The organism is Polyangiaceae bacterium (genome assembly GCA_016715885.1).
In the GTDB taxonomy this organism is placed as follows: domain Bacteria; phylum Myxococcota_A; class Polyangia; order Polyangiales; family Polyangiaceae; genus Polyangium.
The window spans coordinates 1,082,012-1,097,934 of record JADJXL010000025.1 but is presented as its reverse complement, the minus strand read 5'-3'; the positions used below and the strand labels follow the sequence as shown (position 1 = coordinate 1,097,934).

Genomic DNA, 15,923 nt, shown 5'->3' with positions numbered 1-15,923 from the left:
TGAGGAGTTCATGCGTATTTGGGTGACGGGCATCGGCGTGATCTCGCCGCTGGGACGCGGGGCGGACGTGACGATGAATCGGCTCATCGCCGGTGATCGAGCGTTTGGCGAAGTCACGCTCTTCGACACGACGGGCAGCAGGTCGCGCATCGCCGCTGAAGTGTCGAACATTTCGGCCGCGGACGTGGCTCCGGAAGGACGAGCGGGGTCGTGGTCGCGCACCGATGCGCTCAGTGTTTTCGCCGTGCGCGAGGCGCTCGGACAAGCTGGTGTTCATCCAGGACAAACCCCCATCGATCTCGTCGTCGGTGGCACGACCGCGGGAATGTACGAAACCGAAGAATTGCTTGCGTGGCTCTCGCGTGAACCCGATGCAATCAAGCCGATGTCGCAAATGTTGTCGCATCCGCTTTCGTCGACGGCTGATCACCTGCGCATCGCCGTGGGGCCGTTTCGCCGCGTGCGCAGCGTGTGCAGCGCGTGCTCGGGCGGCGCCAATGCCATCATGCTCGGGGCAGCGTGGATTCGGGCCGGTGCGAGCCGCTGCGTGATCGCCGGTGGAGCCGACGGCTTGTGTCGCCTCACGTTTGCCGGCTTTGGAGCGCTATCCGCCGTCGATCCTGGCCCGTGCCGTCCCTTCGACAAACGCCGCGCGGGACTCAATCTCGGGGAAGGCGCAGGGTTTGTCGTTCTTGAACCGGAAGATAGTGCTCGAGCGCGCGGTGCCAAACCTCTTGCGGAACTACGCGGATGGGCCGTAGGGGCCGAAGCGCATCACATCACCAACCCTGAATGCGAGGGATCGACCGCAGCGCGCGTGATGACCAGCGCTTTGCGCTCGGCTGGTTTGTCCCCGACCGACGTCGATTACATCAACGCTCACGGCACGGCCACGCCGCTCAACGATTCCATGGAGTCCGCGGCGATCCGAGCTTGTTTTGGTGCTGCAGCGAAGTCCGTCGCCGTTTCGTCCATCAAAGGGCAGATCGGTCACACGCTTGGCGCCGCGGGGGCCATCGAAGCTGCGGTTACAGTTCTCAGCGTTGCACGCGGAGTCGTCCCGCCAACCGGAGGCCTCGAAGAAGTCGATCCGGCCTGCGATTTGAAGCACGTCACGCGGGCCCAAGAGATGCCCGTTCGCGCCGCGATGTCGAATTCGTTCGGGTTTGGAGGGACAGACACCGCGCTCGTCTTCACGGCCGTCGATGCATTCCCGCTGCCAAAACCTCCAGAGCGTCGCGACGTCGTGATCGTTGCTGCTGCAACCATCGGTCCACTCGGTGTGCTCGGTACGGAAGAATGCGACGTTTACTTCGAGCGCGGAGCGCCTCCCGAGCCAGGTCCGATTGCCTTTCAGCATGCCGATTACCTCGACGTTGCGCGTGCACGGCGCATGGATCGCGCCGGACGGCTCTCGACGGTCGTCGTACAGCGTCTCCTGCGTGATGCTGCGATCGACCCGCGCGATCCCGAACGAGCGCTCGAGCTTGGAGCGGTCATGGGCGGCGCGTTCGGCAGCGTCGATGGATCCACGTCCTACATGGCGCGGATTCACGAGCGCGGCGTGAAGTATGCAAGCCCCATCGACTTTCCCAATCTCGTGCCGTCGTCGCCGGTTGGACACGTATCGATTTACCTGGGGCTTCGTGGTCCTGTGTTTGCCGTCGCTGACCTGGGTGCAACGGCCGAATGTGCCGTCACTACGGCAGCCGACCTCATCACCGTAGGCGAGGCCCACGTGCTCGCAGCGGGGAGCGTCGAGGAAGTGAGTGCGCTGGTCGAGCGGTGTTTGTCGCCGATTTGTTCGGAGCTCGATCCATGTGGGCGCAGTGAAGGAGCGAGCGCGCTCTTGCTCGAATCCGCGGACCATGCGCGAGCGCGCGGTGCGCGCATCTTGGCACGTTTGTCCTTCTGGACTTCGTGGCGGGACGACGCGTCCGAAGCGCTCGCCAGCATGCCTGCTCCGCTCGACGTAGCGCGAGCCGCAGTGGTCACGGGACACGTGGATGCGCGGCTCCATATGCTGGGCTCGTCGCCATGGGTGCGTGCTGCGCGACGGAGCGTGGCTAGGCGCGCGAGTACGCATGAAGGCATCGGCGGCATGGCGATGGCCGCCGCCGTTGCTGCACTGACGCGCGGCACCTTCGACGAATGCCTTGTCGTTGGCACGGCGCCTCAGCGCGGTTACGCGCTGCTTCTGTGCAGAGGTGACATTCGAACCGAGCACGAAAGGCCGTGACGAACCCTGGTTTGTCGCGTGCTTTCGGCCTCGCGTGCGTGCTGCTCGGCGTGGGATCCACGTCATGCGCCGCATCGTCTGGAGCAGCTCCACACGAAGGGCCAAGGCCAACCGTTGCGTCCTGGCGCCACGCGCGACAAAGGCTGTCGACGCTCGAGCAGACCGCGTCGCGTCCACGTACGATGCAGATTTCGCTTTCGCTGCGTGAGCCGATCACGCGTCGAACGCTCGAATCTCGCGGTGCTTTGGCCGTCGCGCCTCCTGAATCGCTGCGCATGATCCTGCTTGGCCCGGGAGGCACCACGTCGCTCGATCTGTGGCTCCAGGCCGATCGGTTTCGCTTTGCAATTCCTGCCATCGATCTTCTCCGCCGGGGCGACTCCAAGACGCCCAAGGCAGACATACGGGGTTTGCCCGTGGACTTTTTGCGTTGGTGGCTCCTGCGTCCCACGTCGGGCACACTGCTTTGGCACGTGCCGGATGCCGAAGGGGATCGGTTCGTCCTGCGTGATGGCCCTTCGATCGTGGACTTGCGCGTAGCTCGCTCGGGACGCGTCACGGCGAGACGAACCACGTGGGAAGAGAGCTCCGACAAACCAGGTGAGCGACGCAAGATCGACGACGAATCGATCGATGCAGATCGTTTCGGATGTGGCGTCGTTCGGTACGAACAGGCTTCGACGAACCTGCTCGTCACGGTCAAGTGCGAATCCGAAGAAACCAAGCGCGCGCCGAATCCGCGAGCTTTCGTGGATCCGGATGCACCGGAAACGATGCTTCTGCTTGGCGGGAGGGTAGGGTCGTGAGCGACGCGTGCGTCATCGCGGTTGGAGCCATTTCCGCGATGGGGGTGGGCAGGTGCGCGTACGACGTGGGAGCGATCGGAGAGCGCGCACGAGTGGTCATCACGCGAGACGACGAGCTTGCTCGTGCGGGCTTGCATCGGCCATTTTGCGCGCGTGCTGCTGCCGCTGAGGGCGGCATGGCGTTCGAGGATCGCGCAACGACGCTCCTTGCGGAGGCGCTCGGGCAGCTCGTGCGATCGCTCGACGAGGTTCGTCCGGGCTGGCGCAAGGGCCGCATCGGTTTGTCCGTAGGAACGTCGAGCGGCGGGATGTTATCGGCGGAAAAGTTCTTCCGATTGCGTGAAGCTCGCGCGCGAGGTGAAGCGGTCAGCGAACGGGATCTCGCGGCCGTTGCGCATCGAGCGACGTACTTTGCGCCGTTCGTCGATGCATTCGAGGCACACGGTTTGTCCGCGGATGCCGTTTGTCGCAGAACGCAGCTCGTCGCGGCGTGTGCGGCGTCCACGCTTGCGATGGGCCTTGGTTCGAGGTGGCTCGATCGCGGCGCATGTGACCTCGTGATTGCCGGTGGATACGATGCCGTGAGTGTTTTCGTCGCGATGGGGTTCGAGGCGCTTCGCGCGACGACGGCGAGCCAATCGAGGCCGTTTCGCGTTGGGCGAGACGGCATGTCGCTCGGCGAAGGTGCGGGCCTCGTGGCGCTCGTGCGCGACGAAGACACGCGCGGGGCACGCGTGATGTTTCGCTTGGCCGGGTTTGGCGCGTCGACCGATGCGGTGCACATCACGGCGCCCGATCGTACGGGTTCTGGTTTGGCGCGGGCGGGGTTGCGAGCGATTGCGGAGAGTGGTTTGTCCGCGTCGAAGCTAGGTCTCGTCAGCGCGCATGGGACGGCCACGCCGTTCAACGACGCGATGGAATCGCGCGCGATTGCGACGATGTTCGACGGCGTGGCTGCGCCGGTCGTGCACCCGTTCAAGGCGCAGATCGGGCACACACTGGGAGCGGCTGGCGTGCTCGAATCGCTTGCCGTAGCGGATGCGCTACAGCGAAGCGTTGCGCCAGCAGCGGCTGGGGAAGGGGAGCTCGATCCGGATGCTGCCGTGGTGCTTCTCGACCGCACCGAGTCTCGGCAGATCGATGCGGGGCTCAAGCTTTCGGCGGCGTTTGGCGGAGCGAACGCGGCGCTTGTGATCACGCGCGAAAAAAGCTCGCGCGTTTCGCGCCCCGTTCGTCCGGTCTACCTACGCGCAGTGGCAAGGGTAACGCCTGAAGACTTGCCGAGTTTGTCTGAATTGATTGGTGTACCAAGGGATCGTCTCGCGCGACTCGACACGTTGTGCAAGCTCGCGCTCCGCGCGGTAGCTGCGCTCAGTGCGATCGTTGGAGCTGAAACGTTACGTGGAGCGGGCATCGTTGCCGGGCATGGGCTCGCGACGATCGACACGAATGATCGTTTCGATTCCAGGCGGCGACAGCGAGGCCCGACGCTCGTGGATCCTCGGCTTTTTCCAGCGACTTCGCCGAACGCGGTGGCGGGTGAATGTGCCATCGTGTTTGGCCTCGTGGGACCGAGTTTCGCGGTTAGCGCTGGGTTTGACGGCGGAACCGAAGCGCTCGCGTGTGCTGCGGAGCTCGTTGCGGCCCGTGATGCCGACCGAATGGTCATTGTGGCAGTGGACGATGCGGGGCCTGCTTCACGAGATCTGCTCGAATGGTCGGGGCATGGGCATCGAGCGCTCGCGGAAGGTGCGGTTGCGCTGCTGATTGATGCGTCCAGCGACGGTGTTTTGGCCCGAATCGACCCGGACATGGCCCCTTCGCACGAGGACGGCGCGATTGGCCATTTGGCACTCGTAGAGCGTTTGAAGGGGCTCGGATTGACATAATGACAATCGAACGAGCACCGCTTGCGAACCGAGGGGATCGTCTGGCAAGTTTGCTCGGGAATGCGCCCGTTCTTTCGGGCGTTTTGGAATCGCGATGCCTTCGAATCGATTCGTCCTCGCCGCAGTTGCCGTTGTCGCCTCCGTCCTTTCGGGTTGCGCTGGTCGGTACATTCCGAACACGGACGTGGAAGACACCGAAGAGAACCGCAAAATCGTCGCTTTTTGCGAAAAGTACCGACACGCCGTGGAGGAAAAGGACGTCGGCTTGTTGATGCAGCTTGCCTCCGAGGATTATTACGCAACCGGAGGAAATGTGGATCCGCGCGATGATATTGATTACGCGGGTCTCAAGGATTACCTGACGGGGTCGTTTCAGGATGCGAAAGCCATTCGGTACGAAATACGTTATCGACGCATTCTCCGAGACGAAGAGGACAAAGACCGCATTTTCGTCGATTACACGTACAGTGCGAGTTATCGCATCCCGGGGCTGAAAGGCGAAGAGTGGCGACGCAGAGTCGAGGACAACCGTCTCGAGCTGACGCCCCACCAGGACGATTATCGCATTCTCACGGGCATGTAGAAAAACCTCCCGGTTTGTTCCTCGGCGACCCCAGAAAATGGCTTCGATTCGGCCCTCGGGGGGGTATGGGGGGTGTCCGCGCCTCGCCGTGCTTTTGCGCAGCAAAAGCACCGGGAGGCGAGCCGCGGACCCCCCCATCGTAAACTAAACCTCGCGAAGCGCGCGTCCCACGCGCGCGTAGCGAGCGTGCAAGCGCTGACCCGGCTTCAGATCATTGAACCTGAAAATCCTCGAGCAGCCGGTAAATCTTGTATTCGCTGCCGGTTCGTCTGAGCCAAATGAGGATTTCGTCTCCCAGAAGCCGTTCCGTTCCCACGCGCGACGTCGTAATCGGCACACGAATCACGACATCGCCGGCACTCAGTGCGTCCGCCCGAACTGCTGGATGCGGCGAAAGCGTGAGCTCGTCGCCTTCGCGATAAACGTCCAGATCGTTTTCGTGATAAACGACTTCGCCCGCGAGCTTCGAGTAGTCGAGCCGCCGAAACCGATGCGCCCAGAAGAGCGACGCCGACGGGGAGTTCATCGGTCCGCCCGATGCGAGCGAGGGGTTCGTGTTCAGCGCATCCCGCGTGAGCACTGTGCCGAGAAGGTCGGGATCTTCGGCGACGATCGCTTGGAAGAACCTCTGAACCGTGTTGAATGCCTGTTCGAGCCCCACGGGCGTTCGTAGCGTCACGAGCCCGTCGGTCGTCGCTGCAACGTCCGTCGCGCGCGGTGGTGTGCTCGTCGGATCCACGGCCACGCCATCTGGACGCCGCCGCTCTTCGGGCAAGTCCGACGCCGTCACGAATGCCTTGTCCTGCTGAGCGCCGCAGCCACAGAGCGCGGCTACGGCGATGAGCGGCCAGAGGGCCGACGAAAGCAATGGATGCAGGCCTTGTCGAACGTTCACAGGGGCGTCTGGGGCGACTTCAGATCGACTCGATGTGCGGATCATCCGTTCGCGTGAGCGTCACGATCGCACGGTCTGGGACAGCCGTCCATCCGGGCGGCACTTCGTCGTTCTCGAAGTCCGACGCGATGACGGAAAGACGGCACGAGGCAAAGTCGGGCAAACGCATGCGACCAAGACCTCCGTCACCGAGAATACGCTCGAGGTCCTGCGCGCCATGCAGAACGCGCGTTGCCATGCGACTGTTTCCGTGCGCCGCCATCACGTAATCGGGGCTTGCGACGAGCAGGTTGAGCGCCGTTGGCTCATGCCCTTCTTCGGCGCAAAGGCGGTCGACGAGCGCCAAACTCGAACGCATCGACGCGCGCGCCGTGCTTGCAGGCACGTGAGGTCTGTCGAGCTGTCCTGCATCGTGTAGGAACGACAGAAAGAGGTGGAACAGCAGCTCGGCATCGGTTTCGCCTCGCACGTCACGCAGGAGAAATTGCGGGAGCGAATCGGTCAGGCGCCCGCGCAGTGTGGCGAAGGCGTTGATGGTCCCGGTTTGGGCGAACAACCACTGCCGGTAACGGAATGGATGCGTGTTTTCATTTCGCGCCACGCCGATGGTTCCGACGCGAACGTGTGCAACGACGATATCGGCGCGAACGCCTCGCGTGATCTCGCGGAAATCGAGCTCGAGTCGATCGTCGATGGGGCGGCGTTTGAGGAGAAATTCTCCTCCTTGGTAAAACCCTACGCCCCAACCAGGAATGACCCCGGGTTTTCGATGTACCGCGAGATGTTTGGCTTCGAGTTCGAGCACTCGAGTGCCGAGATCGGGACGATTTCCGATGAAGCCGACGAGACGAGCCATGTTGCACCTCACCCCCGGCGTGGCCGGGTAAGATGGGGGATGGGGAGAGCCCCGCTGTTCGAGCTTGCTGGGTGGAATCGGCAGCGTGCCTTGCGCTACTCAGGTTCTGACGGCATAAGCGCCGCGCGGCAAGGCGCCGATGTGCTCGTTTGCGCTTGTGGCAATGCGTCCCGAGGCATGTCGGGAAATCGATTCCGGATTGTCCACATACCCCCGCTGGCGACGATATCTGGTAGATGGAAGGTGCGAAATGATTGCACTGCGTCTTGGTCGCGGTTGCACGCTTGCCCGTCGAGTTGCCTGAAGATGAACCTATTACGCTTCGCACGTGCGCTACTCGTGACCACTGTCGTCGGGTGCGCGGCCGTCTACCCCGAGCTTGGTATGACCATCCGCCCCGTCAAAGGCGAAATGGCGCTCGATCCTCCGCCTCCCGAGGAGCTTCGGTGGATCCGTTTCACCGGCGCAACCATCCCACCGCAGATGCGAGATGGTCGCACGTGGCAACAATCCCTCGGCCGACTCCCCAATCCCTACGCGAAACTCATCATCAACGACGTGGAGATCATCCGCACCAAACCCCAGTCGGCGACGCTCACGCCCACGTGGAACGATTCCGTACGCGGCAACTTCAAAGTTTCACCGGCCGACAAGTTCCGCGTCGAGCTTTGGGATGGCGACCTCATCGGGGACAAACCCATCGGCGTCAAAGACTTCCGCCCGACGAGCGACTTCGTGATTGGCGATCAGATTCGTATCGACGTTGGTGGAGGTGCCGAAGTCACGCTGGCATTCGAACCAGCGCATGCCATGTTCGGCGTCGGCATGTGGTACGAGCTGCGCTCGGACACGTGTTTCGTGACGCGTCTCTTGAGCGGCAGTCCGGCGGAACGTGCGGGCATCCTACCGGGAGACGAAGTCGTGTCGCTCAATGGACGGCAAGTGTCGACGCTGTCGACCAATGCCCTGCGAACCATGTTCAATTCGATCAACAAGGATGGGCTCCCCATCGTGATTCGCCACGAAGACGGCCGCACCGTATCCATTACCCTGAAAGAGGGGCCGATCTACCCGTCGTTCGAGCAATATGGCCAAGTCGACTGAGAGATTGATTGGCAGGCTGCTGCGCCTACCAATCAACCTCCAAGAGTACAAATACGCGTGAAAGTAACTCCGTTTGGCCTGACAACCGAAGAGATTCGGGAAGAGCTCGCGCCGCTGCGCCATCCGTTCTCCGTGGCCGTTTGTCGCGCCAAAAACCCATTCAACATCGGCGCCATCATTCGTACCGCGCACTCGTTTCTCGTGCGTGAAGTGTTCCTCATCGGAACCGAGCCTTGGTACGAGCGAGCGGCGATGGGCATGGCCAAGTACGAGACCATCGTCGAGTGTCCCGACGAAACCTCGTTTCTCGAAACCGTGCGCGGACGGCATCTCATCGGCGTCGAGCGAGAACCAGCGAAACGAACGCTTTGGGAAGCACCGATGCCGGACGACCTCGTGTTTCTCTTCGGCAGCGAAAACGATGGGCTACCGCAGGTGCTTCTCGACGCGTGCGCCGACATCATCGCGATCCCGATGTATGGGATCAATCATTCCTATCCGGTGGCGATTTCGGCTGGGATGGTCATGTGCGAGTGGGCTCGGCGCCGCGACCCTCGAGGAGGCATGCGCTCCGCTGGATTGGTCGTAGGACCGGTGCTTGGCCCAGACAAACCTTGATCACCGCGCCGCAGCCGGCTTGCCCCTGCGCTTCTCCAAACGCTCGAGCACCGCACGCACGATGAGCGGCCATGCGATCGTCGCGTCGGCATACACCTCGGCAAACCGTCCGCCTTCCCTCGGCGGGACGAACTTGCCCCAGCTCACGCCTTCCGAATACGTGCAACCGCTCAGGCCTCCCCAATGCACAGGCTCCGGGCAGATACGCACGCCGTAGTGGAACCGCGGATGCTGCACCTCGACCCCGAGTCGGTGCCCCACGATGTCGTAGAATGGTCCCACTTGTTGCGCCCAGTTGCGCGGAACGCCGCCGCCAATCGTGAAGATACCGAGCCGCTTTTTCGTGCCGATGAGCTTCGCGTAGCTGAGCAAATCCTGAAACGGATTGAACGCAGGCGGCGCCGCGTGCCGGAACGGATCGAAGTCCGGCGAATTGCCATGTTGCGCGTGGATTTGCCGTAGCTTCCACACGGCGACATCGAGCCCCATCTCGCTGTCGGTGAACGCAGGCACGTACACCGGCACGTTGTGCAAGTACGCGCTGCGCAAAATGCCCGGCGAATCCCCCATCTCCGCGAGCGCTTTGCCAAGCTGCCGGCAAATCATCTCGCTCGACCAAGGCACGTTCGGATCGAGTTTGTCCAGTTGCCCGCGGACGAACTCGTCGATCGCGTTCAGGTTCTTCTCCATCTCGAGCGTGTCGTAGACCCGGTTGTAACCCTTCTCGAACAAGACTTCGTCGGGTACGTCCGGGTTCGCCTTGTAGTGCGTGAGCCCCACGGCTTCGCTGAGGCCGTGAGCCATCAGGGCACCCGTGGAAATCACTGCATGGATGAGACCCGCCTCGATCATGCGCACGATGACGAGGCCCATCTTCGCGACGGTCATCGCGCCCGAAAACGTAGCGACGATGAGACAATCCGGATCCTCGGCCATCTCCGTGAGCACGTCGCATGCTTCGCCGAGTGACCTGCCGCCGAACGCCGTGCGGCTCATGGCCGTGACGAGATCGTCGAAGCTCCCGATCTTCAGCGGATCGAGAGCTGCGAGCGGCACGAGTTTGTCCTCGACGCCGTCACTGAGTTCCCGAACCGCATGGGGCTCACCATGAGAATGCCGCTCCGACATGACACACCTGTTCCTCTTGCTCGTCGTTTCTCATATCCGATGCGCCAGCCGGTGGGGCGCATGCAATGGATGCTCCAGACGATTTACTTGCGTTCTTCCAGAGTGCACGTGAGCTTGTGCATGGCGTCTTTGGCCGGAAGTCCGCGAGCGCCACCTTCGGCCCGTTTGCCAAGGAAGTCGGCCCGAACAAAGTTGATGGGCCCCTTTTTCGGCACCTTTGCCGCGAGAGGTGCCGCGCGCGCCGAAGTCCTATCCGGACTGAACGTCGCCGTCGCTCCAGCCACGCATGCATCGGCGCCCGTGAGGTACACGTCGTATCGAACGTAGCCAAGCGATCCGCTGGACGCATCGATCGCCGCCCGAGCATACGAGCGTGGAACGGAGAACCGCGTGGCTCCTTTGGGCTTGGAGGTGCACAGGCCAAACCGTCCGATGTGACTCGTCAAGTTTGGCGCGGCAGTCCACCCGTCGAGCGTGGGAGCGAGCGGGGAAGGCTCGGGGCCTTTCTTGTCCATCGGCGGGATGGGAAATACGCGCAGCGCACTCCAATCCGTGCCACTCAAAAGAACGGTGACGCCATCCTTCGTGGGCTCGCTGAGCAAGCGGTTGCTGCGATAACTCACGTGGCCGATGATGCGTGGCGCTTCGCCCGAAAGCCATACGATGAGCGCCGTGTCGCGCATCCACGCGATCGGCTCGCCCTTGTCGGAACCAAAGACGATATCGTTGGAGGGCAAAAGGTTATAGGCGACCTCGGCCGTCTCGATGCCTCCCTGAGGTTTGGTTCGGACGAGTAGGTTCTTGCTTCCGATGCGCATCGTGATGACGGCGCGCGCTCCTGAACCAAGGACGCCGCGAATCTGCGCGCCCCACGGCGTGCCCTTCGGAGGAGCGCCGCTCCACGAACGCGGTTTGCCGCCGAGCTCGGCAGGATCATGCCACGTGAAAGACCACTTCGTCGGCAAACTACCGGGCTTGTCCGACCCCTCTTCCTCGAACAACGCGACGACGCCCATGATCCCGTCACGCGACGAGCTCGATGTGCCCGTCACGCGCCGCGTGCCCTTGGGCGCTGGCGTCTTTTTGGCAAGCAAGTACGAAACCTGGGCCGATCCCTGGAGCACCGGCGTGCCCTGCACATTTCCCTCGACCGAGCACGTGAGCAGCCGCTCCGGCACGCTCACGCGCGAAATCGACGGCAACGTCGCATCGAAAACCGGTTCGATCGGGTCTTCGATGTTGTCCGTCGCGCCCCAACCCATGCGCACGTTGCGATCGAGCAGCAGACCCACTTCGGACACGCCAAACGTCGCTGGATCCGTCACGAGCGAGTCGATCTGCATGACCGCATCTCGCGCTCGTGCCGGCAGCGGAACGCCCGCCCACGTGCGCCCTCCATCCGTCGTCGCTCGAATGCCATCCATTCCAACGGCGATGCCTCGCGACCCTCGGAGCCGCGCTTCGGTCATCCCTTCGAGCTTTTGCGGCCGTCGAGCCTCCTTGTCCATCGGCTGCACGATCGCATAAACGCCTTCGTCGTCCGAGACGATGAAGTGCAAGTTGTGATCGCCATCCTCCTGGATCGCGCTTTGCGCACGCAATTCGCCGCGAGGACGCCATGCGATCGTCGCGATACGCTCTTCTTTGCGCCCGTCCCCAACCGCCGCCACGTAAAGCCGTTTGCCCTCTGGAACCTCACGCTCCTCGTGATCGCCTTCGTAGTCGCGGTCGTGCTCGTCGTACGACTCTTCGTCCTCCCGCTCGGAGCGCTCCGTTTCCGGAACGTCGCCGTCCCACATGTTGCGCAAAAACGCCACGCGCCCGTCACTGAGCGGCCCAACGCCCCGCGTGTACAGCTCGACCTCCGCGCTCATCGATACCCAGCGACCGTCGGACTGACGCACGCAAACCTCGCCCTCACCATCGTGCGTCGTGCATTGCCCCATGACCATCACGCCGCCGCTCGGAGACGTGCGAAGCTCCGTTTCGCCGCTCAACACGACCGCAGGACCGTCGAGCTTGAAGCTGCTTCCATCGAGCTGCACGCGCATGATCGCAAAAGGATCGTAGATGTCGACGTTGGGTTGCTCGTTGACCGTGCACCCGAGCCAAGCGTCTTTGCCCGCACGTTGAAGCGTACAATTGCCGTTCGTCACATCGCGGGCAAACTCTTCGAGCGCCGTGATCGAGCCTGTTTTCGTATCGATTCGTGCAAGCAGGCCACTATTCGCCACGAGCGCCGCGCCGTCTCCAACTTCCACGCCGCTTGAAGCTGCCGCAGCGATGGGATCCATTCGTGTCGTGCGCACCCAACGTACGAGCGCCGGAGCGTTCGACTCCGCTGGTGGCGCGACAGCTCGATCAACGCGAGCCTGTGCGGCGTCGATCGGCGACTCCAGGCCTTCTTCGTATACGTATCCACGTAAAGCACCGCCGCGCACGACGACACCTCGGATGCGAAGCGCGTCGCCGGCAACTTCCTCCGTCGCCCGTTTCCACGTCGCACCACCGTCGCTCGTCACCGCCAAACCCACGCCTTCGAAAATGGCGGCGCCTTCCTTGTCGTCGCGAAACGCGACAGCACGCATCGGCAGCGCGGGCAGCGTCGATACGACCTTGAACTTCCCCGTCTCCACATCGATGAGCCGCGGCGTCTCCGAACCGTGCGTCCACACCACGACGAGCCCCGGGTAAGCTCCAATCGCTCGCAGGTCGGATTCGGATTGTGCGAGCGGTTTGGGGGCTCCGAGCGGATCATCCAATCGATAGATGCCATTCGATCCGCGAGCAATGATGCGTTTTCCGCTGGCAGTGGGCACCACGATCACTTCTTGCAAAGGCTCCGGCGACGCAGCCGTCTCGGCTTTCGTCGAGCCATCCGCGGCGAGCAGCACGCGGCGTCCGCCCACGAGCATCAGCGTCCCCCCATCGACTTGCGGGCCCATCGCCGTTGCTCCTGCAACTTGCATCCATCGCGCCGGAGGAAGCGGCGGCGGGGGCGGAGGAGCGGCGACCACGAGCGGCGCTTTCGGCACCACTTTGGGAGGCGGCGGCGGGGCCGAGCAGCTCAGGGAGCCCAGCACCACGGGAAGACCCAATGCCGCGGCGCTCGTGCGGCGGAAATACCTCTTCATAAGACGCGCAGCTTAACGATCCCGCACGAGAAACCCAAGACTAAACCACGCTCACCACAAGCACCACGGCGCCCAGCACAATCCGGTAGACGCCGAACGGCGCAAGGCCAAAACGCTTCAGGTAACGCAGAAATGTTGCAATCACGACCAATGCGACGACGAACGAAACGACGATGCCAATCGCCAGCGACATCGGTCCCGCCGGAGAGTCCAGGAGCGCACGACCGTTCTTGTACAAATCGAAAACCGTTGCTGCTCCAAGCGTCGGAATGGCGAGCAAAAAGGAAAATTCAGCGGCCGTTGCCGTCCCGAGCCCGACCATTTGTCCTCCAACGATCGTCGTCATCGATCGCGACGCCCCCGGCCACAACGAAAAACACTGCGCAACCCCAATGGCAAACGCTTTGCCCAGCGTCACTTGCCCCAAATCTTCTACCTGAGGTTTTTCCTTCTTCGCGCGCATCGCCTCGACGACCAGCATCACGATGCCGCCCACGATGAGCGCCAACCCCACAGGCCTCGGTCCAAACAAATGCTTCTTGATGATTCCGTGCAGCAATAGCCCCACCACCGCCGCCGGAATGAACGCAATCGCCACCGCCGCTCCAAGCTGCAAACTCGCGGCGTCCCGCTTCGAGCATCCCTTGACGAGATCCCAAAGCCTTTGCCGGTAATACACGACGACGGCGAGCACCGCGCCGAGCTGTATGACGATATCGAGCGTCTTCGACGCTTCGTCGGAATGACCGAGCCAATTGCCGAGCAGGATCAAATGACCCGTCGACGATACCGGCAAAAACTCGGTCAATCCTTCGATGAGACCCAGAAGAAATGCGTCCACATTTACTTCTTGAGCTGCACGCCAAGCTCGTCGAGTTGCTCGTTGGTCACGGGCGTCGGAGCGTCCGTCATCATGTCCGTTCCTTTTTGCGTCTTCGGGAACGCAATCACGTCACGCAGGCTCGGCGCATTGCACAAAAGCATCGACAACCGATCCAAGCCGAACGCAATGCCGCCGTGCGGCGGAGGCCCGTATTTGAATGCATCCAGCAAAAAGCCGAACTTGGCGCGGAAGTCTTCGTCCGACAATCCGAGCGCCGCGAACACTTTGGCTTGCACCTCGCGCTGGTGAATACGAATCGATCCGCCGGCAATTTCATTGCCATTCAACACCAAGTCGTACGCCCGCGCCTGCACTTGCCCGTTGTCTTTCCCGAGCAGCTCGACATGCTCCGGTTTCGGCGACGTGAAAGGATGATGCGATGCTACCCAATGACCGTGCTCGTTTTGCTCGAACATCGGAAAGTCCGTGACCCACAAAAATCGCCATTGATTCTTGGCCACGAGCCCCAACTTGTTTCCAAGATGCAGTCGCAATCCTCCGAGCACCGCATTGACCAATTTGAACGACCCGAATTGGAAGAACAACAAATCTCCCGTGCCCGCTCCAAGCGCCTCGTTGATCGCACCCCGAGCTTCCGCCGTGATCGTCTTGGACAGCGGCGATTGCGTCCATTCTCCGCCTTCACCCACGCGCGCACGCGCAAGCCCTCGAGCCCCGAAGCCTTTGACGAATTCTTCCAGCTTGTCCGCCTCCGTGCGCGACAAACCTGCCGCCTCTTTCGCCGGAATCCGCAACGCCTTGATGATCCCTTTTTGCTCGAGTGCCGCCTTGAACATCGGCACCCCACCGCCATCCTTCGGCCGCAATACCTCCGTCAAGTCGGCAAGCTCCAGGCCAAACCGCAAATCCGGTTTGTCCATGCCATACTTCAGCATCGCATCGTGATAACTCATCCGCTCGAATTGCACCGGAAGCTCCACGTCCATCACGTCTTTCCACACGCGTCGGATGAGCCCCTCCATCGTCGTGAAAATGTCTTCCTCGGTCACGAAGGACATTTCGACGTCGATTTGCGTGAATTCAGGCTGCCGATCGAGCCGCAAATCCTCGTCGCGGAAACAACGTACGATTTGGAAATACCGCTCGAAGCCCGCCACCATGAAGAGCTGCTTGAAGATTTGCGGCGACTCCGCGAGCGCATAAAAGCAGCCCTCGTTCAGGCGCGATGGAACGAGGAAGTTTCGAGCTCCACCCGGCGTGTATTTCACCATGAAAGGTGTTTCGAGCTCGGTAAAACCTTGGCCATGAAAATAATCCCGCGCGGCTCGATAAAGCTTCGATCGCACGAGGAAGTTTTTCTGCAGCGCTGGACGGCGTAAATCCAAATATCGATACTTGAGCCGCACTTCTTCCTTCGTGTCGATCTCGTCTTCGATGAGAAATGGCGGCGTCTCCGAACGCGAGAAAATATGAAGCTCCGTCGCGTTCACCTCGACCTCACCCGTCGCAAGGCGTGGGTTGGGCTGCCCGCCCGACGAGACGCGCGTCACCACGCTTCCACGAATCCCGATGCAATATTCGGAACGCAACTCCCCAGCCAGCTCGTGCGCCGTCTTGGCGATTTCAGGCCCGAACACAATCTGCGTGATGCCCTCGCGATCGCGCAGATCGATGAACACGCGGCCGCCGTGGTCCCGGCGGTTGGCAACCCAACCCATGAGCACGACGTCCTTGCCCACGTCGCTGGTGCGAAGTGCGTTACAAGAGTGCGTGCGTTTGTTGGTCATCAAGAAGTCCGGCATGGGCGCGCAGCATAGTCGGTCGGAG

At 62.1% G+C, this 15,923-nt stretch carries 12 protein-coding genes; 6 read left to right on the top strand and 6 right to left on the bottom strand.

Going from position 1 to position 15,923, the window contains the following annotated elements; genetic code table 11:
- The first annotated feature begins 10 nt into the window (after window positions 1-10).
- The 4 genes from IPM54_39340 (at window position 11) to IPM54_39325 (ending at window position 5,517) form a co-directional block, all read left to right on the top strand.
- Complete coding sequence (locus IPM54_39340) at window positions 11-2,239, top strand: 3-oxoacyl-ACP synthase (GenBank protein ID MBK9265832.1); 2,229 nt, start codon at window positions 11-13, stop codon at window positions 2,237-2,239.
- Window positions 2,236-3,045: a hypothetical protein gene (locus tag IPM54_39335; GenBank protein MBK9265831.1), complete on the top strand. Its 810-nt coding sequence runs from the start codon at window positions 2,236-2,238 to the stop codon at window positions 3,043-3,045. Before IPM54_39340 ends, IPM54_39335 begins: the two co-directional genes overlap by 4 nt.
- On the top strand, window positions 3,042-4,934 hold the full coding sequence (locus tag IPM54_39330; GenBank protein MBK9265830.1) for a 3-oxoacyl-ACP synthase: 1,893 nt from the start codon (window positions 3,042-3,044) through the stop codon (window positions 4,932-4,934). The genes IPM54_39335 and IPM54_39330 overlap by 4 nt, the downstream gene beginning before the upstream one ends.
- A 94-nt stretch (window positions 4,935-5,028) precedes the next feature.
- A complete protein-coding gene (locus IPM54_39325) occupies window positions 5,029-5,517 on the top strand; it encodes a hypothetical protein (GenBank protein MBK9265829.1) in 489 nt (162 codons plus the stop codon).
- Window positions 5,518-5,728: 211 nt separating this feature from the next.
- Here IPM54_39325 and IPM54_39320 read toward each other — a convergent pair whose 3' ends face one another.
- Both IPM54_39320 and IPM54_39315 read right to left on the bottom strand, forming a co-directional pair.
- Window positions 5,729-6,457 (bottom strand): hypothetical protein, encoded by a 729-nt coding sequence (locus tag IPM54_39320; GenBank protein ID MBK9265828.1) that lies wholly within the window; start codon window positions 6,455-6,457, stop codon window positions 5,729-5,731.
- Complete coding sequence (locus IPM54_39315) at window positions 6,432-7,268, bottom strand: class II glutamine amidotransferase (GenBank protein ID MBK9265827.1); 837 nt, start codon at window positions 7,266-7,268, stop codon at window positions 6,432-6,434. The genes IPM54_39320 and IPM54_39315 overlap by 26 nt, the downstream gene beginning before the upstream one ends.
- Before the next feature lie 306 nt (window positions 7,269-7,574).
- Here IPM54_39315 and IPM54_39310 point away from each other — a divergent pair, with 306 nt between their 5' ends.
- The gene (locus tag IPM54_39310; GenBank protein ID MBK9265826.1) at window positions 7,575-8,372 is read left to right on the top strand and encodes a PDZ domain-containing protein; all 798 of its coding nucleotides are present in this window, start codon (window positions 7,575-7,577) and stop codon (window positions 8,370-8,372) included.
- Between the two features lie 57 nt (window positions 8,373-8,429).
- Complete coding sequence (locus tag IPM54_39305) at window positions 8,430-8,990, top strand: TrmH family RNA methyltransferase (GenBank protein ID MBK9265825.1); 561 nt, start codon at window positions 8,430-8,432, stop codon at window positions 8,988-8,990.
- Here IPM54_39305 and IPM54_39300 read toward each other — a convergent pair whose 3' ends face one another.
- From IPM54_39300 to aspS, 4 genes are all read right to left on the bottom strand, one after another.
- A complete protein-coding gene (locus tag IPM54_39300) occupies window positions 8,991-10,118 on the bottom strand; it encodes a deoxyhypusine synthase family protein (GenBank protein ID MBK9265824.1) in 1,128 nt (375 codons plus the stop codon). It lies immediately after the preceding gene.
- Window positions 10,119-10,201: 83 nt separating this feature from the next.
- Window positions 10,202-13,252, bottom strand: coding sequence for a hypothetical protein (locus IPM54_39295; protein ID MBK9265823.1), 3,051 nt, complete (start codon window positions 13,250-13,252; stop codon window positions 10,202-10,204).
- A gap of 40 nt (window positions 13,253-13,292) precedes the next feature.
- Window positions 13,293-14,093: an undecaprenyl-diphosphate phosphatase gene (locus IPM54_39290; protein MBK9265822.1), complete on the bottom strand. Its 801-nt coding sequence runs from the start codon at window positions 14,091-14,093 to the stop codon at window positions 13,293-13,295.
- A gap of 2 nt (window positions 14,094-14,095) precedes the next feature.
- Window positions 14,096-15,898: an aspartate--tRNA ligase gene (aspS, locus tag IPM54_39285; GenBank protein MBK9265821.1), complete on the bottom strand. Its 1,803-nt coding sequence runs from the start codon at window positions 15,896-15,898 to the stop codon at window positions 14,096-14,098.
- Between the last annotated feature and the right edge of the window lie 25 nt (window positions 15,899-15,923).